This window comes from Amycolatopsis sp. SB7-3 (assembly GCF_041021335.1).
In the GTDB taxonomy this organism is placed as follows: domain Bacteria; phylum Actinomycetota; class Actinomycetes; order Mycobacteriales; family Pseudonocardiaceae; genus Amycolatopsis; species Amycolatopsis japonica.
The window spans coordinates 214,898-238,374 of record NZ_JBFPJQ010000002.1; the positions used below are offsets into that span (position 1 = coordinate 214,898).

At 68.5% G+C, this 23,477-nt stretch carries 26 protein-coding genes; 17 read left to right on the forward strand and 9 right to left on the reverse strand.

Translation table 11 applies throughout. The features are described 5' to 3' along the window. Positions 1 to 43: 43 nt before the first annotated feature. From AB8M46_RS19235 to AB8M46_RS19250, 4 genes are all read left to right on the forward strand, one after another. On the forward strand, positions 44 to 859 hold the full coding sequence (locus tag AB8M46_RS19235; protein WP_037337677.1) for a DUF3097 domain-containing protein: 816 nt from the start codon (positions 44 to 46) through the stop codon (positions 857 to 859). Between the two features lie 95 nt (positions 860 to 954). Further along, complete coding sequence (locus AB8M46_RS19240; protein ID WP_037337679.1) at positions 955 to 1,386, forward strand: NfeD family protein; 432 nt, start codon at positions 955 to 957, stop codon at positions 1,384 to 1,386. A 58-nt stretch (positions 1,387 to 1,444) separates the two neighbouring features. After that, positions 1,445 to 2,791, forward strand: a complete 1,347-nt coding sequence (locus AB8M46_RS19245; protein ID WP_016334240.1) for an SPFH domain-containing protein — start codon at positions 1,445 to 1,447, stop codon at positions 2,789 to 2,791. A gap of 127 nt (positions 2,792 to 2,918) precedes the next feature. Continuing rightward, positions 2,919 to 3,401: a pyridoxamine 5'-phosphate oxidase family protein gene (locus AB8M46_RS19250; protein WP_394361015.1), complete on the forward strand. Its 483-nt coding sequence runs from the start codon at positions 2,919 to 2,921 to the stop codon at positions 3,399 to 3,401. On the opposite strand, the gene AB8M46_RS19255 is transcribed toward AB8M46_RS19250, so the two are convergent. Genes AB8M46_RS19255 through AB8M46_RS19265 form a run of 3 tightly spaced genes read right to left on the reverse strand, consistent with a single transcriptional unit; the run spans position 3,391 to position 5,776 of the window. Further along, positions 3,391 to 3,756 (reverse strand): MerR family transcriptional regulator, encoded by a 366-nt coding sequence (locus AB8M46_RS19255; RefSeq protein ID WP_125734100.1) that lies wholly within the window; start codon positions 3,754 to 3,756, stop codon positions 3,391 to 3,393. The genes AB8M46_RS19250 and AB8M46_RS19255 overlap by 11 nt on opposite strands. Continuing rightward, complete coding sequence (locus AB8M46_RS19260) at positions 3,753 to 5,195, reverse strand: DHA2 family efflux MFS transporter permease subunit (protein WP_394361016.1); 1,443 nt, start codon at positions 5,193 to 5,195, stop codon at positions 3,753 to 3,755. The genes AB8M46_RS19255 and AB8M46_RS19260 overlap by 4 nt, the downstream gene beginning before the upstream one ends. Then, positions 5,192 to 5,776 carry an NADPH-dependent FMN reductase gene (locus tag AB8M46_RS19265; protein ID WP_394361017.1) on the reverse strand — a complete coding sequence of 195 codons (585 nt, stop codon included), beginning with the start codon at positions 5,774 to 5,776 and terminating at the stop codon, positions 5,192 to 5,194. Before AB8M46_RS19265 ends, AB8M46_RS19260 begins: the two co-directional genes overlap by 4 nt. Before the next feature lie 140 nt (positions 5,777 to 5,916). Between AB8M46_RS19265 and AB8M46_RS19270 the strand changes: the two genes are divergently transcribed. The 4 genes from AB8M46_RS19270 to AB8M46_RS19285 are packed head-to-tail and all read left to right on the forward strand — an operon-like array spanning position 5,917 to position 7,657. Continuing rightward, complete coding sequence (locus tag AB8M46_RS19270; protein ID WP_378428936.1) at positions 5,917 to 6,303, forward strand: VOC family protein; 387 nt, start codon at positions 5,917 to 5,919, stop codon at positions 6,301 to 6,303. Further along, positions 6,303 to 6,620, forward strand: coding sequence for a metalloregulator ArsR/SmtB family transcription factor (locus AB8M46_RS19275; protein ID WP_378428937.1), 318 nt, complete (start codon positions 6,303 to 6,305; stop codon positions 6,618 to 6,620). Before AB8M46_RS19270 ends, AB8M46_RS19275 begins: the two co-directional genes overlap by 1 nt. Continuing rightward, the gene (locus tag AB8M46_RS19280) at positions 6,617 to 7,054 is read left to right on the forward strand and encodes an SRPBCC domain-containing protein (RefSeq protein WP_378428945.1); all 438 of its coding nucleotides are present in this window, start codon (positions 6,617 to 6,619) and stop codon (positions 7,052 to 7,054) included. The genes AB8M46_RS19275 and AB8M46_RS19280 overlap by 4 nt, the downstream gene beginning before the upstream one ends. 30 nt (positions 7,055 to 7,084) lie before the next feature. Then, positions 7,085 to 7,657, forward strand: a complete 573-nt coding sequence (locus AB8M46_RS19285; protein WP_350597319.1) for a TetR/AcrR family transcriptional regulator — start codon at positions 7,085 to 7,087, stop codon at positions 7,655 to 7,657. On the opposite strand, the gene AB8M46_RS19290 is transcribed toward AB8M46_RS19285, so the two are convergent. From AB8M46_RS19290 to AB8M46_RS19300, 3 genes are all read right to left on the reverse strand, one after another. Then, the gene (locus AB8M46_RS19290) at positions 7,648 to 8,418 is read right to left on the reverse strand and encodes an SGNH/GDSL hydrolase family protein (protein ID WP_394361018.1); all 771 of its coding nucleotides are present in this window, start codon (positions 8,416 to 8,418) and stop codon (positions 7,648 to 7,650) included. The genes AB8M46_RS19285 and AB8M46_RS19290 overlap by 10 nt on opposite strands. Positions 8,419 to 8,568: 150 nt before the next feature. Beyond that, the gene (locus AB8M46_RS19295) at positions 8,569 to 9,252 is read right to left on the reverse strand and encodes a GPP34 family phosphoprotein (RefSeq protein WP_037337707.1); all 684 of its coding nucleotides are present in this window, start codon (positions 9,250 to 9,252) and stop codon (positions 8,569 to 8,571) included. A 53-nt stretch (positions 9,253 to 9,305) separates the two neighbouring features. Further along, on the reverse strand, positions 9,306 to 10,829 hold the full coding sequence (locus tag AB8M46_RS19300; RefSeq protein WP_394361019.1) for an alpha/beta hydrolase: 1,524 nt from the start codon (positions 10,827 to 10,829) through the stop codon (positions 9,306 to 9,308). Positions 10,830 to 10,977: 148 nt separating this feature from the next. Between AB8M46_RS19300 and AB8M46_RS19305 the strand changes: the two genes are divergently transcribed. The 5 genes from AB8M46_RS19305 to AB8M46_RS19325 all read left to right on the forward strand — a co-directional run bounded on the left by AB8M46_RS19305 (position 10,978) and on the right by AB8M46_RS19325 (position 16,270). After that, complete coding sequence (locus AB8M46_RS19305; protein ID WP_394361020.1) at positions 10,978 to 11,694, forward strand: MerR family transcriptional regulator; 717 nt, start codon at positions 10,978 to 10,980, stop codon at positions 11,692 to 11,694. Continuing rightward, positions 11,691 to 12,365, forward strand: a complete 675-nt coding sequence (locus tag AB8M46_RS19310; protein ID WP_394361021.1) for a hypothetical protein — start codon at positions 11,691 to 11,693, stop codon at positions 12,363 to 12,365. The genes AB8M46_RS19305 and AB8M46_RS19310 overlap by 4 nt, the downstream gene beginning before the upstream one ends. A gap of 510 nt (positions 12,366 to 12,875) precedes the next feature. After that, complete coding sequence (locus tag AB8M46_RS19315) at positions 12,876 to 14,339, forward strand: alpha/beta hydrolase (RefSeq protein WP_394361022.1); 1,464 nt, start codon at positions 12,876 to 12,878, stop codon at positions 14,337 to 14,339. A gap of 87 nt (positions 14,340 to 14,426) precedes the next feature. After that, positions 14,427 to 15,620, forward strand: coding sequence for a sensor histidine kinase (locus AB8M46_RS19320; RefSeq protein ID WP_394361023.1), 1,194 nt, complete (start codon positions 14,427 to 14,429; stop codon positions 15,618 to 15,620). Next, positions 15,617 to 16,270 carry a response regulator transcription factor gene (locus tag AB8M46_RS19325; RefSeq protein ID WP_037337741.1) on the forward strand — a complete coding sequence of 218 codons (654 nt, stop codon included), beginning with the start codon at positions 15,617 to 15,619 and terminating at the stop codon, positions 16,268 to 16,270. The genes AB8M46_RS19320 and AB8M46_RS19325 overlap by 4 nt, the downstream gene beginning before the upstream one ends. 9 nt (positions 16,271 to 16,279) lie before the next feature. On the opposite strand, the gene AB8M46_RS19330 is transcribed toward AB8M46_RS19325, so the two are convergent. Then, complete coding sequence (locus AB8M46_RS19330; RefSeq protein WP_394361024.1) at positions 16,280 to 16,876, reverse strand: TetR family transcriptional regulator; 597 nt, start codon at positions 16,874 to 16,876, stop codon at positions 16,280 to 16,282. A 92-nt stretch (positions 16,877 to 16,968) separates the two neighbouring features. Here AB8M46_RS19330 and AB8M46_RS19335 point away from each other — a divergent pair, with 92 nt between their 5' ends. After that, positions 16,969 to 17,904 (forward strand): zinc-binding dehydrogenase, encoded by a 936-nt coding sequence (locus tag AB8M46_RS19335; protein ID WP_394361025.1) that lies wholly within the window; start codon positions 16,969 to 16,971, stop codon positions 17,902 to 17,904. A 374-nt stretch (positions 17,905 to 18,278) separates the two neighbouring features. Here the strand turns inward: AB8M46_RS19335 and AB8M46_RS19340 are convergent, their stop codons facing one another. Next, on the reverse strand, positions 18,279 to 18,866 hold the full coding sequence (locus tag AB8M46_RS19340; RefSeq protein ID WP_394361026.1) for an exonuclease domain-containing protein: 588 nt from the start codon (positions 18,864 to 18,866) through the stop codon (positions 18,279 to 18,281). Positions 18,867 to 19,097: 231 nt separating this feature from the next. Here AB8M46_RS19340 and AB8M46_RS19345 point away from each other — a divergent pair, with 231 nt between their 5' ends. Then, a complete protein-coding gene (locus AB8M46_RS19345) occupies positions 19,098 to 19,703 on the forward strand; it encodes a hypothetical protein (RefSeq protein WP_394361027.1) in 606 nt (201 codons plus the stop codon). Between the two features lie 563 nt (positions 19,704 to 20,266). Here AB8M46_RS19345 and AB8M46_RS19350 read toward each other — a convergent pair. Next, positions 20,267 to 21,673, reverse strand: a complete 1,407-nt coding sequence (locus AB8M46_RS19350) for a helix-turn-helix domain-containing protein (RefSeq protein ID WP_394361028.1) — start codon at positions 21,671 to 21,673, stop codon at positions 20,267 to 20,269. A gap of 299 nt (positions 21,674 to 21,972) precedes the next feature. On the opposite strand from AB8M46_RS19350, the gene AB8M46_RS19355 reads away from it, so the two are divergent. Both AB8M46_RS19355 and AB8M46_RS19360 read left to right on the forward strand, forming a co-directional pair. Continuing rightward, positions 21,973 to 23,010: a hypothetical protein gene (locus AB8M46_RS19355; protein WP_394361029.1), complete on the forward strand. Its 1,038-nt coding sequence runs from the start codon at positions 21,973 to 21,975 to the stop codon at positions 23,008 to 23,010. A gap of 58 nt (positions 23,011 to 23,068) precedes the next feature. Beyond that, complete coding sequence (locus AB8M46_RS19360) at positions 23,069 to 23,470, forward strand: peptidase inhibitor family I36 protein (protein ID WP_394361030.1); 402 nt, start codon at positions 23,069 to 23,071, stop codon at positions 23,468 to 23,470. Positions 23,471 to 23,477: the final 7 nt, after the last annotated feature.

A 23,477-nucleotide genomic window follows, 5' to 3' on the forward strand; every position in this document is an offset into this window, starting at 1 on the left:
GGCGGGGAGACGCCGCCCCCGGGCGCCGCTAGCGTCGGGCGCCGTGCGCTCCCATTCGTACGACGACGTGCTGTCCGGTCCGCGCAAGCGGAAGATCCCCGAGGTGCCCGCGGAACCGGGGCTCGTGGTCGAAGACCCCGCCAGCGGCTACTGCGGTGCCGTGGTGAAGATCGAGTACGGCAACGTCGTCCTCGAAGACCGCCACGGCAAGCACCGCGTGTTCCCGCTCAACCCCGCGGGTTTCCTGCTCGAAGGCAAACCGGTCACGCTGGTGCCGGCGAAGGCCGCTCCGAAGACCCCGGTCCGCCGGATCTCCGCGTCCGGGTCGGTGCAGGTCCAGGGACTCAAGGCCCGGGTCGCGCGCGATTCGCGGATCTGGGTGGAGGGCAAGCACGACGCCGAACTCGTGGAGCGGGTCTGGGGACACGATCTGCGCGTCGAAGGCGTGGTCGTGGAACCACTCGATGGTGTGGACGTGCTGTCCGACCGTATCGACGAGTTCGGCACCGGCCCAGGACGGCGGCTCGGCGTGCTGGTCGACCACCTGGTCGCGGGCAGCAAGGAGTCCCGGATCGTCGACGCGATCCGCGACGAGAACGTGCTGATCACCGGGCATCCGTACATCGACATCTGGGAGGCCGTGAAGCCGTCGGTGGTCGGTATCCGAGCCTGGCCGAAGATCCCGCGCGGCACGGAGTGGAAAGAGGGCGTGTGCGACGCGCTGGGCTGGGGCGAGCCGTGGGAGGGCTGGCAGCGGATCCTGGCGGCCGTCGGCAGCTACCGGGATTTGGAAACACCGCTGATCGGAGCGGTGGAACGGCTCATCGACTTCGTCTCCGACCCCGGCGAAGAGTCCTGAATGACCGATTTGCGCGAGGTCACTCAAGGTCACGCGTCGGTCACGTCGGTTTCGCTTCCTCGGTATGAATCGACGCGATCTGGGAGCATGAACGCATGACAGGCGCTCTCATCTGGCTGATCGCCGGCATCCTCTTGATCATCGCCGAGCTGCTCTCGGGTGATCTGTTCCTGCTCATGGTCGGTGTCGGGGCGCTGTTCGGGGCGGGCTCGGCCGCCTTGACCGGCAACCCGTTCATCGACGTCGCGGTGTTCGCCGTCGTCTCGGTCGGGATGCTCGCGCTCGTCCGGCCGACCCTCAAGCGCCGGTTCCTCTCGGGGCCGGACATCAAGACCAACACCGACGCGCTGATCGGCGCGCGAGCGGTAGTAGTGTCCACAGTGGACGTCGAAGCGGGCCAGGTGAAGCTGGCGGGCGACGTCTGGTCGGCACGATGCATGGCCGAAGGGGAACCGATCGCCCCGGGGACATCGGTGACGGTCGTCGAGATCTCGGGCGCCACGGCGGTCGTCTCGGCCGAGTTGTGAGCCGGACGGCCGCACCGCAACAGGTTTCTACGTAAGGGGAAGGTAGTTGTCAGAGACAGTGGTGTTCATCGTCGTCGGACTGCTCGCGTTGTTCGTGGTCGTCGTCGTGGTCAAGGCGATCATGGTGGTGCCACAGGCGCAGTCAGCCGTGATCGAACGGCTGGGCCGGTTCCGGACGGTGGCTTCTCCCGGCCTGACGTTTCTGGTGCCCTTCCTGGACAAGGTGCGGGCGCGGATCGACCTCCGCGAGCAGGTCGTCTCCTTCCCGCCCCAGCCCGTGATCACCGAGGACAACCTGACCGTGTCCATCGACACGGTCGTGTACTTCCAGGTCACCGACTCGCGGGCCGCGGTCTACGAGATCTCGAACTACATCGTCGGTGTCGAGCAGCTGACCACCACGACACTGCGTAACGTCGTCGGTGGCATGAGCCTCGAGCAGACGCTGACCTCGCGTGACTCGATCAACAGCCAGCTGCGCGGCGTGCTCGACGAAGCCACCGGCCGCTGGGGCATCCGTGTCGCCCGTGTCGAACTGAAGGCGATCGATCCGCCGCCCTCCATCCAGGATTCGATGGAGAAGCAGATGCGCGCCGACCGTGAGAAGCGCGCGATGATCCTGACCGCCGAAGGTCAGCGGGAATCGGCGATCAAGACCGCGGAAGGTCAGAAGCAGAGCCAGATCCTCGCGGCCGAAGGTGCCAAGCAGGCCGCGATCCTGAGCGCGGAGGCCGAGCGGCAGTCGCGGATCCTGCGGGCGCAGGGTGAACGTGCCGCCCGGTACCTGCAGGCGCAGGGCCAGGCGAAGGCCATCGAGAAGGTCTTCGCGGCGATCAAGGCCGGGCGCCCGACGCCCGAGGTCCTGGCGTACCAGTACCTGCAGACCCTGCCGCAGATGGCGCAGGGCGACGCGAACAAGGTCTGGATGATCCCGAGCGACTACGGCAAGGCCCTGGAAGGCTTCGCCCGCGCGCTCGGCGCCCCCGGCGACGACGGCGTGTTCCGCTACGAGCCGCCGAAGGAAGACCCCGTCGAGAAGCCGGACCTGGAGGACGAAGAGGTCCAGGGCTGGTTCGACACCTCCAGCGACCCGAAGGTCGCCGAGGCCGTCGCGGCCGCGGAAGCCGTGGCGCGCAAGGAAGTTCCGGCGCTGGGTGTCGCCACGCCGCGGCAGGAGCCGCCCGCTCCGCGTCAGGTCCCGAAGGCCGCTCCGGCTCCCGAACCGGAGGCCGCTCCGGAGCCTCCGCAGGCCCCGCCGCCTTCGCGGCTGCCGCAGCCGCAGCCGCCCGCTGGTCCGCAGGGCGGTCCGTACCAGGGACCGCCGTCGCAGGGGCCGGGCAGCGGGCCGTTCCCGCAGCAGGGTCCGTTCGGCGGTCCGCAGGGTGGTCCGCCGCCGCAGCGCTGAGCGTCACCTACTCGATTGCGCGTGAAGGCCTCCTTCCCTCGGCTCAGCCGAGGGAAGGAGGCCTTCACGCGCAACCCGGTGTTCGGGCGCTGGACCTCGATCGCGGTCGAGGTTGCAGGCTGGCTTCATGGACCGACCGATTCTCGCGGTACGAGAGCTTCTAGACGAGCCGCGCCTGCCTGCCAGTGTCGCCACCACCACCGACCGGGGGAATCCGGCGCTGGCGATGATGTGGTTCGTGGCCGAGGAGGGCAGGTTCTGGTTCCACACCCCGGTGTCGGACGGCCTGCCGTCACCGTTCCTGGCCGCGGCTCGCGACCATCGCGAAGTCGCCGTCATGGTCGCGACCTTCGATCCGCCCGACGACGTCCGGCAAGTGCGGACGAGCGGCCCCGCGAGGCTGGAAGTCAAGGACCTCGCCCGGATCCGTCGTATCTACGAGCGCTACGTCCCCGGCTGGTCGCCGGACTGGGCGAAGCATGCCGCGTCGCCGGACGCGCGGCTGTGGTCGATGTCCCCGGACCGGGGTATGGCCGTCGCCTACCCCGGTCTGGAGAACCGCCCGGTGTTCCGCTGGACGAATCCCGCGGACGCACCGTTCAGCTCCTGAGGAACTCGAGCGTCCGGTACTCGTCGACCACCGAGGCGAGTTCGGCGATGCGGGCCTGTCCGGCGTCGATGAGCCGTTGCCCGGCGCGCGACCACTGCTCGAGATCGGGGGACATCGGCGGGATCTCGGCCAGGATCTCCGCGCTTTCGGCGAGGCTGAGCCCGACCCGCTGGGCGGCGACCGCGAGCCGGATCCGGCAGATGGCGTCGACCGTGAAGCGGCGTGCGTTGCCCGCGGTGCGCTCGGCGGTGATGACGCGATAGCGCTCGTAGTACCGGACGGCGTTGGCCGAGACCCCGGCCTTGCTCGCGACCTCGCCGATGGTCAGGTGTGCACCGAGTGTCGTTGTCGTCATGCCGCGCTCCGTACCGTCGTGGGTTCCGCTGTCGGGATGGTCGGCCGGGTCCGCAGCCTGACCACCAGGGCGAGCACCATGACCGCGAGCACGCCGACGAGGGTCAGACGATACGCGTCGACGATCTCCCCGGTGAGCGCCGGCGAACCGTCCACCGCGGCGAGCCCCCGTCCTCCGGTGGCACCCGCGATCAGCCCGGTGAACACCGCGCTCACCGCCGCGGTGCCGACCGCGCTCGCGATGGTGCTGGCCAGCGGGAGGATCGCGGAACCGGACGCGAGATCCGGCCCCCGCAGGTCGCGGCCCGCGCTCACGATGGTGGGCATCATGATCGCTCCGGTGCCCGCGCCTTGGACCACGCCCAAGATCGCCAGCACCGTGTACGACGTGTCCGGCGCGAGGACGAGGACGGTCAGCGCGGTCGAGGCGACCGCCAGGCTCAGCCCGGTCCCGACGACGATCCGCGGGCCGAAGCGTTCCAGAAGGCGGGCGGCGAACTGGATGGCGATGCCCATCCCGATCGTGCCCGGAACCATCATCGCCGCGCTGATCAGGGCCGAGTCGCCGCGGATCACCTGGATGTAGGCGGGCATCAGCAGCATCGAACCGAAGTACGGTCCGGCGTACAGGACGAGGATGGCGGCGTTGCGCCCGAACGTCCGGTCGCGCAGGAGCCGGACGTTCAGCAGCGGTGCGCGATGACGCCACGAACGGCGCGTGAACACCGCCATGAGCGCCAGCCCGACGGCGACGATCGCCACCCGGAACTCGAAACCGGCCGTTTCTTCGCTGAATCCGTACGCCACCGCGACGACACCGGGGACGAGCAGCAGACCGCCGGCGACGTCGATCGGAGTGCGTTCGGCCGACGGGACGTCGGCGGGCACCCAGCGGAGCACCCCCGCGACGGCGAGCAGGGCGGGCGGAACGGTGATGAAGAACAGCGCCCGCCAAGACAGCCCGTCGAGCAGGATCCCGCCGAGCATCGGGCCGAGGATCGGCCCGATCAGCAAGGGAAGTCCGGTGATCGTGGTCATCCGGCTCCGGCGTTCCGGGGCCACCGCGCCGAAGCCGATGGTCATCCCCAAGGGGTTGATCAGTCCGCCCGCGAGACCTTGCGCGACCCGTGCGGCGATCAGCCAGCCCAGATCACCGGCCGCTCCGGCGGCCACGGACGCCACCGCGAACACGAGCAGCGCGGCCAGGTACACCCGGCGCGCTCCCCACCGTTGTGCGAAAGTCGCCGCGAGCGGCATCGCCGCGACCATGCCGAGCGCGTAGCCGGTCGCGATCCACTGGATCGTGGTGAGCGACGCGGAGAAGGTGGACATGAACCGCGGCAGCGCGACGGCGACGATCGTGGTGTCGAGAACGGCCATCAGCCCGCCGAGCGCGATCACCGCCGCGATGCGCAGCTCCCGTCCGGTCAGGCGGTTCATGACGCACTCACCTGAGCCGCGACGCGTCCGGCGTGCAGGGTGCGGGCCCACCAGCCCAACTCGGTCATCGTGGCGGCCAGCGCGCCGCGTTCGCCTTCGGTTCCTTCGTAACCGTTCGGGCCGAGGCGGGTCCACGGAGCGTTCAGCAGGACCGCGTCGCGGATGGTGGTGGCGCGCAGTTCGGGGAAGATCAACCGCAGTTGCTCGATCGCCCGGATGCCGCCCGATCCCGCGCCGTAGCCGACGAACGCGACGGGCTTGTACGCCCATTCGGTGAAGTGCCAGTCGATCGCGTTCTTCAGCGCCGCGGGGAAGCTGTGGTTGTACTCGGGGGTGACGACGAGGAAGGCGTCCGCGTCGCGCAGCCTGTCGCTGATCACCGTCTCGGTGCCGCCGGGCCGCGTTCCCTGCAACGGGAGGTCGATGTCGGCGAGGTCGATCGGATCGACCTCCACGCCGTCGATCGTGGCGAGTTCGGTCAGCAGCCAGCCGGTGATGGCGTCGGCGAAGCGTTCGTGCCGGACGCTGCCGATGATGACGGCGAGGCGGATGGGGGCCTGCGTGGTGGTTTCTGTGCTCATGACGACGACGCTAAAAGTTCGTCCATAGGCGAACTCAAGCCGTTGCGGCGCTGGTCACGAACCCTGGACCTCGATCTATGTCGAGGTAGTACGGCCGTCGGAAGTTGACATGTAGGAAATCTCCTACGTATGGTCGGCCCATGAACATCGACCGCATCCAGTTCCTCACCGTGCCGGTCTCCGATCTGACCGAGGCGCGGGACTTCTACCTCGGCAAGCTCGGCTTCGACTTGATCGTCGACGTCAGCGGCCCGCACGGTCCGTTCGTCATGGTCGGCCCCAAAGGGGCGGACACCGGGCTCGTCCTCGTCGATCGCGCGGTCGGCGGGCTGGATCACGACACGCGGGTGCATTTCCAGCTGACCACCACGGACGTCGACGCCGACATCGCGGAGCTCCGCGCCCAAGGCGTCGAAGTCGGCGACGCGGAGGAGATGCCGTGGGGGCGAGTGACGTCACTGAAAGATCCTGACGGCAACGCGATGGGGCTGCTCGAAGCTTCGGGCTACGGGAACTGGCCGCGCTAGTGCCGGTCAACGACGACGTCTTCGCCGCGCTCGCCAATCCGGCCCGGCGCGAAGTGCTGGGAATCCTCCTCGACGGTCCGCGGGCGGCGGGGGAGATCGCCGAACGGTTCGACATGCGGCGGCCGAGCCTGTCGGAACACCTTCGGGTGCTCCGTGAGGCCGGGCTCGTCCGGGAAGAGAGGAAGGGCCGCAATCGCGTCTACTCTCTGGACGCCGTGCCGCTGCGAGAGGTCTCCGACTGGCTTTCGCCCTACGAGCGGTACTGGCGCGGCAAGCTGGGGAACCTGCGCGACCTGCTGGACGAGGAGGACTTCTGAACGACGACGATCCGACGGCCGTTCACGTCGACCAGTTCCTGGCGCATCCCCCGCGCAAGGTGTGGCGCGCGCTGACCGAACCCCATCTGCTGGAACGCTGGCTTCGGATGCCGAACGACATCAAACCCGTTGTGGGACATCGGTTCGAGCTACTGGCGGATCCCGTTCCCGCCGCGGGTTTCGCGGGCGGCCCGGTCGCCTGCGAGGTGCTGGCCGTGGAGCCGGAGCGGCTGCTCAGCATCAGCTGGGGTCCGGAGTGGACGGTCACCTGGCGGCTCGTGCCGGAGGGCGATGGGACCCGGTTGTTCCTCAGTCACGAGGGCTTCGATCCGGACGACGACTTCCAACGGATGTCGCGCCGGATCATGGGCGGCGGCTGGCGCACCGGCGTCCCGAAGGCCCTGGCGCGCGTGTTGGACGAGATGCCCGACTAGGCGCTCGACAACGGGTCTAGGATCCCCGCTGTGACGGACGAGAAACCGCTCCGAGCCGATGCCCGCCGTAACCGCACACGGGTGTTGGAGGCCGCGGAGCGCGTCTTCACGGCCAAAGGCACCAGTGCGCCCACCGAAGAGGTCGCCCGCGAAGCAGGCGTCGGCGTCGGTACGGTGTTTCGGCACTTTCCGACGAAAGAAGCCCTGCTGGAAGCGGTGCTCTTCGCGCGCCTGCACCGCTTCGTCGACGAAGCGGAGGCCACGGTGGCCGCCGACTCGTCCGACCCGGGCGCCGCATTCTTCGGCTTCCTGACCGGCTGGATCGAGATGTCCGGCGCCAAGAACGCCTACTTCGAAGCCCTGTCGGCGGCCGGCGTCAGCGTGCCGTCGGCGGGGTCGGTCATCGGTGTCCGGCTGAAGGACGCGCTTGGAGTGCTGCTCCGCCGGGCACAGGACACCGGCGACGTCCGCAAGGACCTCGGCGTCGAAGAACTGATCGCGGTCATCATCGGAACCGCGAAGGCGGCGGAGCATGCCGGACCCGAGTTCCGGGCCCGGACGATCTGCATCCTCTTCGACGGGCTTCGGCCGCGTCAGGTGTAGGGGTCCATCGTCGGCCGCTTCGGCATGAGCGCGTCGCCCGAGGACTCGCCGCGCAGCCTGCGTTTGATCCACGGGACGGCGTGTTCCTTGCCCCACTGGAGGTTTTCGGTTCGACGCGCCTGCGGGCTCAGCGACGGCCGCGGCCCGAGCGTGGCGGGCGTCAGCTTGTGCGGCTCGCCGAGCGCGTCGAGGACGGCGATGGCGATCTCGTTGTGCCCCAACGAGTTCAGGTGCAGACGATCCGGCGCCCACAGCCGCCTGTCCCGCAACTGACGCATCGCCCACATGTCCACCAGCAGCGCTCCATGGCGCGCGGCGATCCCGCGGACGTGCTCGTTGTAGATCGCGACGCGGCCCCGGATCCTGCGGAACAACGCGTCTTCGACCCCGTCGACACCGGTGAACAGGATGACCCGCGCCCCGGTGGCGACCACCTTGCCGACCGCGTCGTCGTAGTCCTCGATGAGGGCGTCGATGTCGACCTTCGGCCGCATCAGGTCGTTGCCGCCGGCGTAGAGCGTCACGAGATCCGGGTTCAGCGCGAGCGCCGGGTCCAGCTGCTCCGTGAGGACCTGACCGAGGAGCTTGCCGCGGATCGCGAGGTTGGCGTAGCGGAAGTCCTCGTGGTTCGCCGCGAGCGTGCCCGCGACGCGGTCGGCCCAGCCGCGGACGCCGTTGGGGGACGACGGGTCCTCGTCGCCGACACCCTCGGTGAACGAATCACCGAGACAAACTAAGCGGTTGCCAGTAGTATAAAGCACGGGATAGATCCCCAAATCGGTGACGAAGTACCTCCAGATGTTACTGATCCGTAGAGGCCAGGAGAGTTCAGGGCCTCCTGTGCGCCGCGCACTGGAGATTCTCCACGCCGCGATCCGGGCGGCCGTCTGGTGCGCTGACCCGGCTCCCGGCTACGTCGCGGCGGTGGTGGCGGTGACCGCCACGACGGCCGTGGACACGGCGATCGCCGCGGCCGTCCGCACCACGGCGGCGTTGACGGCCTCGGCACCCCAGTTGCCGTTCTCGATGTCCTTCGCGCGCTTGTAGACCTTCGCCGACCACGCGAGGGGCGGCCGGAGCGTGGGCAACGCACCGCTCGCGGACAGCAGAGCGGTCACCGCGGCGGTGCGCGCGTCGGGAGTCTTGTCCTCCACCAGCACGGCACGGATCTCGTCCCGGAGTTCCGCTTCGTGCCGCGTGTCGGCCGCGGGCAGGCGTGTCACGGGGAACAGGCCGAGCACCCGCTTCTTCTCGCGCCGGATGAGGCCGCGTTCGATCAGCCTGTCAGTCAGTGTCTTCCAGAGGTCTCCGCCGATCGCGAGCAGCAGCGGCTGTACGCGCTGGGATTTTCCGGCGATCCGGTCGTACGCGGCCTGGAGCACCGGATCGGGCAGAGGCCCGTCACCCACCGCGATGATTTCGGGACCGTTCAACGCGGACGGCTTCCCCGTCTCGACCCTGCCGAGCAGCGCGAGTTCGGCGAGCACGGCACCGCCGAGGGTGTACGGCAGCGTGCCCGCCGCCGCGGGCGTCCCGGTCTCGTCGTCGAGCAGCAGCAAGAGCAGATCCTCGACGATCAGCAGGTCGTTCCGCACTGTTCTCCCCGTTCTGGACACCGCCCACGGGAAGTGGGCGCCTTCCGATGGTCTTACGGGAGGGGCGACGGGACCAGTGACACCGCGTCATACGTCACCGGTTCGCTCGAATGGCTGGCCCCCACAGGAGGGTGCCGGGCCGGTTCCGCCGCGCAGACGCGATCGTCCTGGGGACGCTCGCCCGTGGTGAGGAACGCGGTGACCGTGTCGTTGGCGCACTTGTTCGCGCCGATCAGGTAGGCACCGTGGCCACCCTGGTCGGCGGTGACCATCCGCGCCCGGTCACCGAGGGCGCGCCGCATCTGCGCGGCGCCCGCCTGCGGCGTCGCCGGGTCGCGGGTGTTCTGTGCCAGCAGCACGTTCGACGGGCCTTGGTCGCCGACCCGCACGGGCGGTTCGGCGGGCTCGGAGCGCCAGAAGGCACACGGGCGGATGTTGGCCCCGGACGCGCCGAACATCGGGTAGTGCTTCCGGTCGACGGCGACGTCGTGCAGGTAGCTGCCCACCGACTTCGGCCAGCGGGAGTCGTTGCAGATGACGTAGAGGTGGCCGGCCACCGCGTTCTCCAGATTCGGCTGCGCCTCGGCCGCCGGGGGTGGCGGCTGGTTCGTGTCGAGCGCCTTCCAGATCTCGGCCAGCGCGGGCATCCGGCTGTCGCGGTACAGGGAGCCGAAGGTCGCCAGCCGGAACAGATTGCCGTCGTAGCCTTGCACCGGCGTCTTGTCCAGGCGGGCGGCGAGATCGAAGTACTTCGCGGTCACCGCTTCCGGGGTGGTGCCCAGGTCGTACTCGGGACGCGCCGCGGCGAACTTGGCGAAGTCCGGGAATCGCTTCTCCATGCCCGGACCGAACAGCCTGCTGCCCGTCCGGTCCAGGCCACCCGGGGCCAGGTTGCTGTCGAGCACGATCCGGTCGCCGCGGTCGGGGAACAACGTGGTGTAGACCGCGCCGAGATGGGTGCCGTAGGAGTAGCCGAGGAAGGAGAGCTTGTCCTCGTGCAGCGCCTCGCGGATCCGGTCCATGTCGCGGGCGGTGGCCGCGGTCGACACGTGGGGGAGCAGGTTCGCCGTCTTGGACTCGGCGCACTGCCCGGCGACGGTCTTCGCGTTCCGGGCCTGCGTCAGCACGTCGGCCGCGTTGCGCGCGTAGGGCGGGATGTTGCCCCTGTACTGCTGTTCGGTGGTCAGGTCGCAGGTGACCGGGGTGCTTCGGCCGACCCCACGCGGGTCGAAGCCGATGATGTCGTAGCTGTCCAGGACACTTTGCGGCAGTTTGAGGTCGACGAGCCCGCCCGGGAAGTCGAGGCCACTGCCGCCGGGACCGCCGGGATTGGTCAGGAGCACGCCCCGGCGCTTGTCGGGGTTCTTGCTCGCCAGGCGGGAGACCGCGAGCCGGATCCGCTGCCCGTCCGGGTCCCGGTAATCGAGCGGGACTTCGATGGTGGTGCATCGCAGGCCGTGCTTGGCGACGTCGGCGGGACAATCGCCCCACTCCAGGCCGGTCTGAGCGAGTCCTGGTGGTGCGAACATCACCGCGGCCGTGGCCGCGGCGACAACGATGGTCAAGGCTCTCCGCATGGTTCCCCCTCGGGTGGCGCGTCGGGCGTCTGTCCGTTTCGAGTAGAGACCGTGTCCTCGGGGCATGGTCAAGAAAGACGTTCGCCGCGGGCGCCATCCGCTGATCTTCCTTGACTGTGCCCCAGGGGCATGGTGTCCACTTCGGGAGATGGCTTGGAGCACACGTGAGCTGGCGGACCTGGCCGGCACGACCCTGAAGACCGTCCGCTACTACCACCGGATCGGCCTGCTCGACGAGCCCGAACGCGGGGCGAACGGGTACAAGCGGTACCGCGTCATGCATCTGATCCGGCTGCTGCGGATCCGGCGGCTCGTCGATCTGGGGGTGCCGCTGTCCGACATCGAGGCGATGGAGGAGTCGGAGGGGAACGCGGAGCGGACGCTACGCGCGCTGGACGCCGAACTGAAGGCGAGCATCGAACGGCAGCAGCGGATGCGGAAGGAACTGGCGTTGATCCTGGAGCGCCGCAGCCTCGTCGACCTCCCGCCGGGCTTCGACGGGGACGTCGCCGATCTGTCCGAAGTGGAGCGTTCGATGCTGATGGTCTTCTCGCGCGTGCTGGACGCCAAGGCCATGGAGGCGGTGCGGGAGCTGCACGCGGTGCCGCGCTCTCCGGCACAAGCGGAGTTGGACGCGCTACCGGCCGACGCCGACGAAGTCACGAGGCGGCGAGTCGCCGAGGAACTCCTGCCGGTCGCGCGCGGTCAGATCGAGGCGCAGCCGTCACTGGTGGACGCGACGACGCAGGCGGCGCTGGCCGCGCCGATGGTCGTCAGGGGCTTGGCGGAGCTCTACAACCCGGCCCAACTGGACGTCCTGCGGCGGCTGAACGCCCTGCTCCAACAGGAAGAGAAAGGACCATGAAGAACCTCAAACGACAATGGCAGCTCGGGAAAGTCAGGCCCGGCGACGGGAGCGCGCTCCCCGAATACCGGCTCTGGCAACTGTTTTCCCGCTCGGTGCTCTTCCTCGATCTCGTGACGCCGTCCGGGGAAACGCAGGTGTACGCGGTCGATGTCCGGCACCTGGCCGAGGCGAAAACCCGGAAGCAGCACGAAGACGCGTCCGGGAAGAGTCCCGCCGCGCTGTACCGGGACGATGCCCAGGTCCATCGGTCCAATCTGCCGACGTCGTTTCCGGTGCCCGGCGGCGTCATCGAGGTCGCCACCAGCGCGTTCGGGATGAAACGGATCCACTTCGTCGCCGACGACGGCACCGAACGCGCGCTGCGGCCGCACGATCGTTCGCAGGAAGGACTGCGGGCGCGATTCGGCCGGCGGTTTCCGCGTACGAGCGCCCTTGTCGGTGTGGTGAGCCTCCTTGTTCTCCTGACGGCGCTCGTCATCAGCCTCATGCACGGTGCCGAGGCTGTCACCCGGGTCCCGGCCGTCGCCGAGCACGTCGGCAGGTTCGTCTCGCCGGTCGATCTGCCGACGTGGGGGAACATCGTCCTGACCGTCGCCGGGGTGCTTTCCGCCGTCGAACGCGCCACGAGACTGCGGTTCAACCGGCTGCTCGACACCGTCTCTTCCTGACCTGGCGGGCCGCCACACACGACGGGTGTCACAAGTAGTAGCGCGTCACCGATTCCGCCGCACAGGCCGGTTTGGGCGAACCTTCGAGCTCGAAAGTGAAGGCACGCACCATCTGCACGCTCACCCATCACGTCGCGCGGATCGCCGATTCCGGTGTCTCCCAAGGATTACGCGACCGACGCGTCCATCGCGAAGTACCACGCGAGTGAGGCCGCGGCACCAGCCAGGTGCAGAAACTGCTCATCGGCCGGGATCTCACAGGCGTGAACGCGATGCTCTGAGCGCGAGCGGGTCGTGAGTGGTAAGTGGCGTTCTAACGTCACTTACCACTCACGACCCGCTCGACCCACTCGGTACCGGCGCCCCGCCTCCTCGCTCGCCCCATGCTCCTTCGGGCTAGTCCTTTTGGCCGACCAAAGGCGATGAAGGAACCATTCGCGCGCTCGATGTGCGTTCACCGCCCGGTGAACAGGATGGGGATTCGCCAACAGATCGGAAGAGGGGTCTCGGATGAGAAAGACGTGGTCCATCGCGCTCGCGATCGCCATCCTGGCGGCGGCCGCCGCAGCGGCGGCACCGGCCGGGGCGGCACCGGAGGTGTCGCCGCAGACAGTGAAGTGGGGGCCGTGTCCGGCCGACGCCGCGGCACCCGGCCTGGAATGTTCGACGATCAAGGTCCCACTCGACTACGACGACCCTGGCGGCAAGCGGATCGACATCGCGATCTCCCGGCTGGCCAGCAAGAACCCGGGACAGCGTCGCGGCGTGCTGCTCACCAATCCAGGTGGTCCGTCGGCCGGGCTGAAGTTCCCCGCCGACCTGAGGACGGCGAAGCTGCCGCAGGCCGTCCTCGACAGCTACGACCTGATCGGGTTCGACCCGCGCGGGATGGCGCACAGCACGCCGGTGACCTGTGACCTGACGCCCGAGCAGAGCGCGGTGGGCAACGTCCCGCCGTATGCGCGCGACGCCGCCGACGTGGCGAAGCGGGCCGAGCAGTCGAAGGCCATCGCCCGGCAGTGCGCCACCTCGAAGTCGGCGTGGATGCTGCCGCACGTCAGCACGGCGAACACCGCGCGGGACATGGACAGCATCCGGGCCGCGCTGGGAGAGAAGAAGATCTCCTTCGCCGGGTACTCGTGGGGCACCCACCTCGGCGCCGTGTACACGACGCTGTACCCGCAGCGCGGCGACCGGATCATGCTCGACAGCAACGTGGGCCCGGACGGCTGGGACTACGCGAACGACCGGCTGTACGCCCAGGGCTTCGACGACCGTTTCCCGGACTTCGCCAAGTTCGCCGCGGCCGGCTCGGCGACCTACGGTCTGGGCAGCACGCCCGAGCAGGTCACCGCGAAGTTCTTCGACCTCGCCGCGCGGCTGGACAAGGCGCCCGTGCGGGACATCGACGGCCCGACGTTCCGGATGCTGACGTACGGCTTCCTTTTCAGTGACGCGGGAATGCCGCTCGTGGCCAAGATCTGGCAGGCGCTCGACAAGGACCAGCCGCTCCCTCCGCTGGGCCCCGGCGAAGTGCCCGGCGTGGAGAACCTGGTTTCCGGCCGCTACTACATGATCTGCAACGACTCCCGCTGGCCCGGCTCGGTGGGCACCTATCAGCGCACCGTCGCGATCGACCGGCTCCGGCATCCGATGTTCGGCGCCGCCGGAGCCAACGTCCAGCCGTGCGCGTTCTGGTCCGCGCCCGCCGATCCGCCCGTGCGCGTCGGTGACCGGGGCCCGTCCACCGTGCTGATGCTGCAGAACCAGCGTGACCCGGCGACCCCGCTGGCCGGTGCCGAGAAACTGCGGCGCGCGTTCGGCGACCGGGCCAGCATGGTCACCGTCGACGCGGGCGGGCACGGCGTCTATCCCTACGTCGGCAACAAATGCGCCGACACGGCGGCGACCACGTTCCTGCTGACGGGTCAGCGCCCGAAGCACGACCTGGCGTGCGCGGCCGAACCACGATGAAACACCGGGGACGCCGGCGCATCCGGCGTCCCCGTCATCGCTGAGGCATGATGATCACCGGACCAGCGAACGAGGAAGGACGGCAGCGTGCTTCCGACCGCCACTCCGCCTCCGGTCCGCGGTCTGGTGATCGCCGAGATCGTGGTGCTGGCCGGGCTCAACATCGAACAGCTGGTGCGCCGCCTGATCCTGGACGGCCCGGCTCCGGCAGGTGAGATCCTCTACTTCGCGGCCGGTCTGGTGCTCGGGGCGTTGGCGTTGCTGCGGCGCCGTTTCCCGGCGCGGACGGCGACGCTGACCGCGTCGGGGATCGTCCTTTCGCTGGCTTGCAGCGCGGTCGGTTTCCTGTTCGAACCTGCCGCGGCGCCGAGCGGTGACGCCGAGGCGCTGGCGCTGGCTGTCCTGGTCGGGGCGGCGTGCCACCGGCTGCCGCGCGGTCACGCCGCCGTGCTCGCGGTGCTCGGGGGGCTGACCATGGCCGCGGCTCCGGTCCTGCGCTTCACCGACACGTTCACGACGCTGTCCATCGCGGTGGTCTGGGCGCTGCTGTGGGGGTGCAGTGTCATCGTCGGGCTGATGCTGCGGGACGGCGAAGCCCGTCGTGAGGCGGCGCTGGCCGCGGCCCGCGACCGGGAGCGGCTCGCCCTCGCCAGGGAACTGCACGATCTGGTGGCGCACCACATCACCGGGGTCGTGGTCCGTACGCAAGCCGCCGGCGTCATCCTCGCGGACGGGCCGGAACAGGAGCTGATCAAGGAGATCGAGCAAGCGGGCGCGGAAGCCCTCGGCGCGGTGCGGCGGCTCGTCATGATGCTGCGCAGCCCCGAACTCGCGTCGCAGGTCACCGCCGGCGGGTTGGTGGAGACCATCGAAGCGGCGGTCGGCGACGACGAGGGCGTCACGGTGCGGCTGGCGGACGGACTCGCCGAACTCGCGGTCGCGCCGGAAACGGTGTCCACCGTCCACCGCGTCGTCCTCGAGTCGCTGAACAACGCGCGCAGGCACGCGCCCGACGCCCGCAGCGTCACCGTGCTGGTCGAGCCGGTGGACGGCCGCCGGTACCTCCGGGTCGAGGTCGCCAACGACGGTCTCCGGCCAGGCCGGGTGCGCCGGTCGCCCGGCGGCTACGGCCTGATCGGGATGGCCGAGCGGATCGGGGCGCTCGACGGCACGCTGACCGCCGGGGCGGCTGGCGAGCGCGGCTGGCGAGTGCTCGCCGAATTGCCTTTGCCGGGTGGCGTTTCGGCCGCCGCGGCGCCGGAAGGAGGAGCCGCGCGGTGACGGTGCGAGTCCTGCTGGCCGACGACCAGGCCTTGGTACGCACGGGTTTCCGGTTGATCCTGGAACGAGTGCCCGGGCTGGAAGTGGTCGGCGAGGCGGAGAACGGCGAGCAGGCGGTCCGGCTGGCCCAGCGGTTGCGGCCGGACGTCACGCTGATGGACATCCGTATGCCGCTCGTCGACGGTCTCGCCGCCACGCGGCGGCTGGCGGGCCCCGATGTCGAAGACCCGTTGCGCGTCCTGGTCGTCACGACTTTCGACCTCGACGAGCTGGTCCACGAGGCGTTGTGCGCCGGCGCCTGCGGATTTCTCCTGAAGGACGCCGGTCCCGGACTGCTGGTGGAGGCGGTGCACGCGGCCGCGAACGGTGAAGCGCTGGTCTCACCGTCGATCACCACGCGGCTGCTGGCCCATTTCACCGCCACCTCGGCCCGGCGCCGCGCCCGCCGTGCCGAGCCCGCGCTGACCCAGCGCGAACTCGACGTGGCCAAGGCCATCGCGCGCGGCCGGACGAACGCCGAGATCACCGACGAGCTGACGATCTCCCTGTCGACGGTGAAGACCCACCTCGCCTCGATCCAGCGCAAGATCGCCGCGCGCAACCGGACGGAAATCGCCGTGTGGGCCTGGGAATCCGGCCTCGTGCGCTGAGCGGGGGCCTCAGGCTCGCAGCAGCAAGCTGTCGTTCATGGCGGAGAACGCGCGCCGCACGTGGCCCGGCAGCTCGCCGGGAGCGCAGTCGGGCAGCCATTCGTCCAGCGCGCACCGCCAGGTGGCCACACAGAATTCGATGAGCATGCGCAGTTCGAGGTCGCGCGGATCGCCGAGCCGGTGCGCGACCTCGGTCTGGATCTCCGCGCAGTGCCGCAGCGAATGGCCGTTCAGCGAGGCAGACTGGTCGATCAACCTGAGCGTGGCGGGGAAGCGCTCGTACCAGTCGTCGTCCATACGGGCCAACGTGGTCAGCAGCGCGTCCCGGAAAACGTCCACAAGGGACCCGGACTTCCCGGTTTCGTCCAGTGTGATCAGGAAATCGCTCCAGAGCTGCTTGACGGCGGTGAGGGCGACGTCCTCCTTCGAGCGGTAGTTGCGGAAGAAGGTCCGCCTCGACACCTCCACCGCTTCGAGTAGCGCGTCGAGCGGGGTGGCGTCGAAACCGTATTCGCCGAACAGGACGATCGCCGTCTCCGCCAGGGCTTGGCGAGTACGCAGCTTCTTGCGCTCGCGCAGCGTCGCGGGCTCCCCGGAGGTCGTCATGGACCGAAGTCTAGCCGACCCGCCCCGAGCGAGCATATGCTTCAATGGAGCAAACGCCACACTGTGGCACTTTGACCGGAGGAGATCGGACCGTGCGCGCACTAGTCGTGGACCACACCGCGAAAGCCCATCTGTCCCAGGCCGACGTGGCCGATCCGGAACCCGCGCCCGGCGAGGCGCTGGTCCGGGTGGAGGCGGTTTCCCTCAACTACGGCGAGGTCAAGGGCGCGATCGATCCGTCCACTCCGGACGGATCCCTGATCGGCTGGGACGCGGCAGGCGTCGTGATCGAGCCGGCGGCCGACGGTTCCGGTCCCGCGGCCGGGACCAGGGTGGTCACGCTCGGCGAGACCGCCGGATGGGCGGAGCTGCGGGCGGTCCCGGCCAAGCGGCTCGGCGTCGTGCCGGACGGCGCCGACCTCGGCGCGGTGAGCACCATCCCGGTCGCCGGGCTGACCGCGTTGCAGGTGTTGCGCCGCATGGGACAGCTGCTCGGCCGCCGGGTGATGATCACCGGCGCCTCCGGCGGTGTCGGCCGTTACGCGATCCAGCTCGCGGCTCGCGCGGGCGCCGAGGTCGTCGCGATCAGCGGGAATCCCGCGCTGGAGGACGGCCTGCGGGCGCTGGGAGCGCACGAGGTCCACGCCGACCCCGCCCACGTGGAGCGCCCGGTGGCCGCGGTGTTGGAGAACCTCGGAGGACAGCAGCTCGTGGACGCGTTCGCCGCCGTCGAGGCGGGCGGGACGGTGGTGAGCGTCGGCCGGTCGTCCGGAGCGGATTCGGTCTTCCCCGCCGCAGCGTTGACACCGACCGAGGGACGGCACGACCGGTCGATCCGCACCTACTTCCTGCTCGCCGACCCGGCCGAAGACTTCTCCGCGGACCTGACCTGGCTCGCCGCCGAGATCGCCGCGGGCCGCCTCGACCCCGGGATCAGCATGCGGGCGCCGTGGACCTCCTACGGCGAGGCGGTCACGGCCCTGCTCGAACGGCGCCTCCACGGCAAAGCGGTGCTGGACATCGGCTGAGTGGGCTACTCGGCTTTGAAGTGGGAGTTGTGGATCAGGCCGACGAGGTTGCCGTCGGGAGCGTGGACGACGGCGCCCCCTGGAATGCGCGTGTCGTCCGTCCAGTCACGCGTGTCGTCCACGCGATCACGCGAGTTCGTGCAGAGGTATGACCTGTGGGCCACCAAGGTCGTCGGCTCGCAGGTGCTGGTCGACGCGTTGGTGAGCGACTCCGAGATCGAAGCGATACGGCTACCCTGGACAACCACCTGAACACCCGGACGCGAAGCGCGCCATGCAACGTCGGTCACGAAAGTTGCGGCTTTCCAAGGGATGTCCGGAGAACCGGGGCAATATCAGCCTCTCCGTCACAGCGGGGCAGGCTCACAGCCTGCTCAGGTGATTGTGGCCGTGACCGGCCATGCCCCACGGCCCACAAGATCAAGGACGAGTGCGGCGATGTTCCACGCGTCGTCCTCGCCGCGGTGATGGCGTCCCTCCAACGGCAGTCCGGCGATCTGCAGAGCGCGATCCATGCCGGGTTTCTTGCGCAGCCCATAGGCCGCGGCGAACACGGCCTTGGCGTTGGTGTGGGTGCGCTCAGTCGGATAGCCGAACGGGTAGGCCACCCCGTCAGCGTGACTCTGCCGCGCGAATTGCCGACGGTCGTACTCGCCCCAACTCGTCCAGGGTCGCTCCCCAGCCCCGTACTCCTCGACGAGGATCCGGCATGCCTCGCCGAACGAGACGCCCCGCTCCACCTCGGCTTGCGTCAGTCCGGTCAGTTCGGTGCAGAAGTCGCTCACCGTCGACCGGACAGGCCGGATCAAGACACGATGCCGGGACACACGGCGCCCCGCCGACACATCCACGACGGTGAGACCAATCTCGATGATCTCGTTCACCGAGCCGGCCGGCGGCTGCCCGTCCCAGCAGGTGGCTTCCACATCAATGACGTTCAGCAGCGCGGACTCTTGGTGCATGGGGACGACGGTAGGGATGCTCGGCCTGTCTTGGCACCTCAATTTCCGCGTGTCCACGTTGAGCACAATCCGCGCGCTCGGAGCGCCGGGTTCCTGGCCGCTTCAGACGCCGAGGACTTACTCGCCGACATTCGGGTTCCCGAACCACTTTTGGGCGAAGCCGTTCACACACAGAGGGGAAGAGCAACCGAAAACCGTTTAAGTGATGGCGCGGGAACCTACCACTCGATCATGACCGAACACAGGAAAATACGCAGTCGTATCGTCGTCGCGGCCACGGCAATGCTTCTGGCCGTCCCGTTGACCGTGCAAACGGCACCCGCTTCCGCCGCACCAGGAGAAAACCTGGTGGAGAACGGGACCTTCGTGACCGATCCCATGTTGTCCGGGGTCACGTGGCGCAACAACGGTCCTGCCGCCCCGTGGCAGAAGGCCGGCGCCGGCTATGACCTGCTCAGCGCAGACTTTGCCCAGCACCCCAATGGCTACCAGGCGGTGGATCTCGGCCCCGAGTTCACCGGCGGCGGTATCCAACAGCGCCTCACGCCCGACCCGGGCGCCTGGTACCGGCTCAGCTTCCAGCACAGCCCCGACGCTTGGGGCAACTGCGTCGGCCAGAACGTCGACTTCACCGTCGAATTCGCCGACGAAGACGGAACAACCGTGCTGTCAGCCGACATCAAGCCACATGACGCGGACGGGAAGGCGCACTGGCGAAAGGCAGTGCTCCGTACCTTCAAGGCGTACACCGACACCCTTTTCCTCAAATTCAAAGGCAACACCAGCACCTCGTGTCAGGCCGCAATCACCAACGTCAAGGTGATCGAGGTCGGGTAAGTTGCCGCTCAGGCCGACTCTTACCGGCCAGCCACGTCGGATTACGGCACGTTCCACTGCTTCGGGTGCGGCGCCGGGGGTAACGCACCGATGTTCGAGGCGCAGATCGGTCGCCAGCGGGAGAACCCGGACGGCTAGTGCCCCGTGTCCCCCGGGAAGGGGCCCGGAGGTCAGGGCAGAGCGAGGCGGTAGTCGACGCTGTCGCCGTTCCCGCGGTCCCCAACAGGCCGTCCGGAGGCTCAAGTCGTTCAGGCAGTCCACCATGCTCATCCGCACCGTGACGGTGACGTTGTTCACGTCGATCGCATCGTGCCCGAGTTGGGACGGGCCGAGCCAGACCTCGGCGCCGAGGTCGCTGCCGCGCGTGACCGGGGACGCTGGCCAGATGCCGTTGTCCACGCCCTCCAGCGTCCGCCGCGCCGACGACACTGTCCACTCAGGACACGATGGGACGAATCCCGGGAAGGAGGCCCCTGCGGCCTGTGCGGAAGGCGTGGCTTCACCGCGTCGGGTGTGCGAATCCCTCCGTTTTGCCGGCGCTGGTGAAGCGGGTCCGCGGAGACTCAGCGCAAACCCTTCTGGGGGATCATGAAAATGTGGCTCATGTCGGCGTTGTGCATTGTGGTGGATCCGCGTGAGTCGGTCAGGTCTTCCACGGCGCCCTGTACCGCGCCGTCCATCCCGTCCACCCACTTCACCATGACGTAGGCGCTGAACCGGGGGTCACAGTCGGCGCGGATGGTGAAGTCGGGCAGGTGCAGTGGTACGTGGTGGCGATGCACCGTGTGAGACATCTCGCGGAGTTCCCCGGTCGCCCGGTTCTTGTGGCAGACCTCGTTGCCCTTCCACTGGGTGACGTACAGCGTGAAGGTGGCCCTCGACGCGGTCGGGTCAAGCGTGTCGCAGTGCTTGCCCTTCTGCGGGTAACAGGTCTGGTATTGGGTGTCGGCGACGACGCTGAGGTGGGTGAATCCCGGTGCGAAGGTGACGGACCTGAGTACCGGCTCCCGGGCGATCATGCGTGGGTCCGGTCCCACGTGCAGAAGGCCCTGCGGCACCGCGCCCTGGGCCGGCGCGCCTGTGGTCGTGTTGCCCACGGACGTGTCGGCGACCTCGATCCGCCCGCTGTCCAGCCGGAACTGCGCGTCGAGGTCTTCCCTGAGGGTGGCGGCGCGGAGGTAGGCGGTGCAGGCGACTTTGGTGGCCACACCGGGATGCAGCAGGAAGCGGGTGGTGAGCTGGACCTCTTCCTTCTCCCGCTCCGATGACGCGCCTTCCGTCAGGATGTTCTGCCCGGTCACGAAGTTCTGCTCCCCGCCGGGCCACCTGCACCGGACCTCGTTGTCGAACAGCGAGAGGTGGGTCGCCGAGCTCGCGCGCATCACCGATACCACGTACGCGGTCTGGGTCGTCGCCATCTCGAGCTCGACGCTGCCCAGCGCCACCACCTCATGATCGGGCTTCCGGGATTCGCCCGGCATTGCCTTGGGCATCCGCGGTGCGAGTATGCGACGTGGCGTGAAGTCGTATCGGATGACGGCGTCGGCGGGGGCGGCGGCGGGCGCGGGGGTTGAGGGGTCTGCATCGTTGAATGCCGTGCTCGACGGGATCACGATCGCCACGAGGATCGCAGCGGCGGCCGCGAGTGATCGTGGGCGCCGCCGACGAGAGCCGGAGGACAGGTCCGGAGTTTCGGCTGCGGAAACCGGTGTCTCCGCGGTTATTTTGCCGTTGGCCACCTGCCAGTGCCGTAGCAGATCGGTGAGGTCTTGGTCAGTCGCCTCACAGGCGGTGGCGATTGCGGCAATCGTCCGGTAATCGGGTGGAACTGTTACTCCGGAGCAGTATCGATGCAGGGTTGAACTGCTGATATGCGACTCTCGGCCTAGCTCTGAATAGCTCAGGCCCCTGCGCTCCTTGAGTGCGGCGAGAAGTCGTGCAAGCTCGCTGCGCGCGCTCGACACATCCATCGACCCTCCCCAAGTCTCCGGTGCCGCAAGCCCCAGTATGGCACCGTCCCACGCCCTTCGGGAAACCCCTGTTCAGGGCCGCTTCACGCATGCCGGGACGACACATATTCCGGTATCCCTTGCCGCCGCTGCCTGTTACGCGACATGGTTGTTCCGCACCCCTGGTGGGCCGTGAATCAGTTTCACTTCAGGAGCATCCGTACCCACCGAAACTCCACCTCGCCTCTTAACGAAGCGGCCATGTGTTATCGCCGAAATAGTTCGTCACGCTAAATTCTCACTGGTGAAAGGAGACCTCGGTGAGGCGAATCCTGTCCTTCATTCTCGGTGCCGTGGTGCTGGTCGTGCTCGCGCCGGCGGCGACCGCGAGCGACGCCACCTATGTCAAGTTCACGCCGCAACAGGTGCTCGCGCCGAAGGTGCCCGAGACAAAGCCGGGTGAGCCGGTGAAGTTCGACCAGGAGGTCAAGGAGCTGGGCAGCGTATACCTGCAGATGTCGGCGACGCAGACCGCCTACGTCAGATCGGTGATGCGCGCGAACTCCGCCACCTACCGCTCGCTGTTCGACAACGAGGTGCGGTGCACCTGGCCAGGCGGTGAACAGAGCTTCGTGACGGGACAGAACATCCTGCAGAAGGGCGCGTCCCTGGAGCCGGAAAAGGAGGACGTCCAGCTCACCACCCGCTTCCTGGTGCACCCCGGTGTCGACACGAAGGTCACCTGCACCGCGTACGTCCGTGCCGCCACGATGCGCACGGAACTCGACGCCCGGTTCCAGTTGCACGACGGATTCCTCGAGTTCGCCGACACGTCCGTGGCCAACACCGCGAACGGTCTGCCCGCCCAGCGGGCCACGCCCCGTGGCCTTGTCCGTGTCGGGCCGGATCCCGAGGTCGTGGCGCGCGAGCCCGCGTTGCCGTACTTCACACTCGCGCCGGGCTTCGCGAAACTGAGTGTCTTCGCCGACACCGAGTACAAGACGTGCTACCCGGTGAAGGACAAGGACTGCACCAAACCGCCGGCCTCGACGGCCACCTTCACCCTCTTCGTCAACCAGTGGAACGGCGACAAACTCTGCCAGACCGGCAACGCCACCACGACGACCCGCCAGATGTCCTATTCGGTGCACCACCATTACGTGCCACTGCACCTGCCCGACTTCACCGTCCGGCCCGACTGCGAACAGCGGTTCAACGCCTACGTCCTGGTGAAGTGGAAAGACGGCACGGACGGCGGAGTGCAGGGCACCGCGGTAGGCCTGACCGACTCACGCGGGTCGACCACGACCCACAACGCCGGCATGAGCCACGTGTTCGTCGTCCCGGCCAAGAGCTGAGGACCGGAAATCCGCGCCGCCACAGACGACGGCGCACCAACAACAAATAGGAGATGAAATGAAGAAACTCTTCGCCACGATCGCCGCTGGTGCGGCCTTGTCCGCCGGCGTGACATTCGTCGGAACGGCAAGTGCCGAAACGACGGCAGGCGCCGCCCCAGCGTCGCAAGAAGGTGGCGTGTCGATCGCTGCCTACTCGGATTGCCCGTCCGGCTGGTTCTGCGCGTGGGAGCACGCCAACGCTCAGGGCCGAATGGTTCGCTTCCAGACCGGCTCCGCCAATCTCCAGGGGCAGAACTTCAACGACCAGATCTCCTCCGTCTACAACCGCACCAACAGAATCTGGTGCACCTACACCGACGCCGACTATCGCGGCACCCTGTGGCGTGTTTCCGTCGACTGGCGAGGAAACGTGCCCGCCCACATGAACGACCGCATCAGCTCGCTGCGCGGCTGCTGAGCAGTTG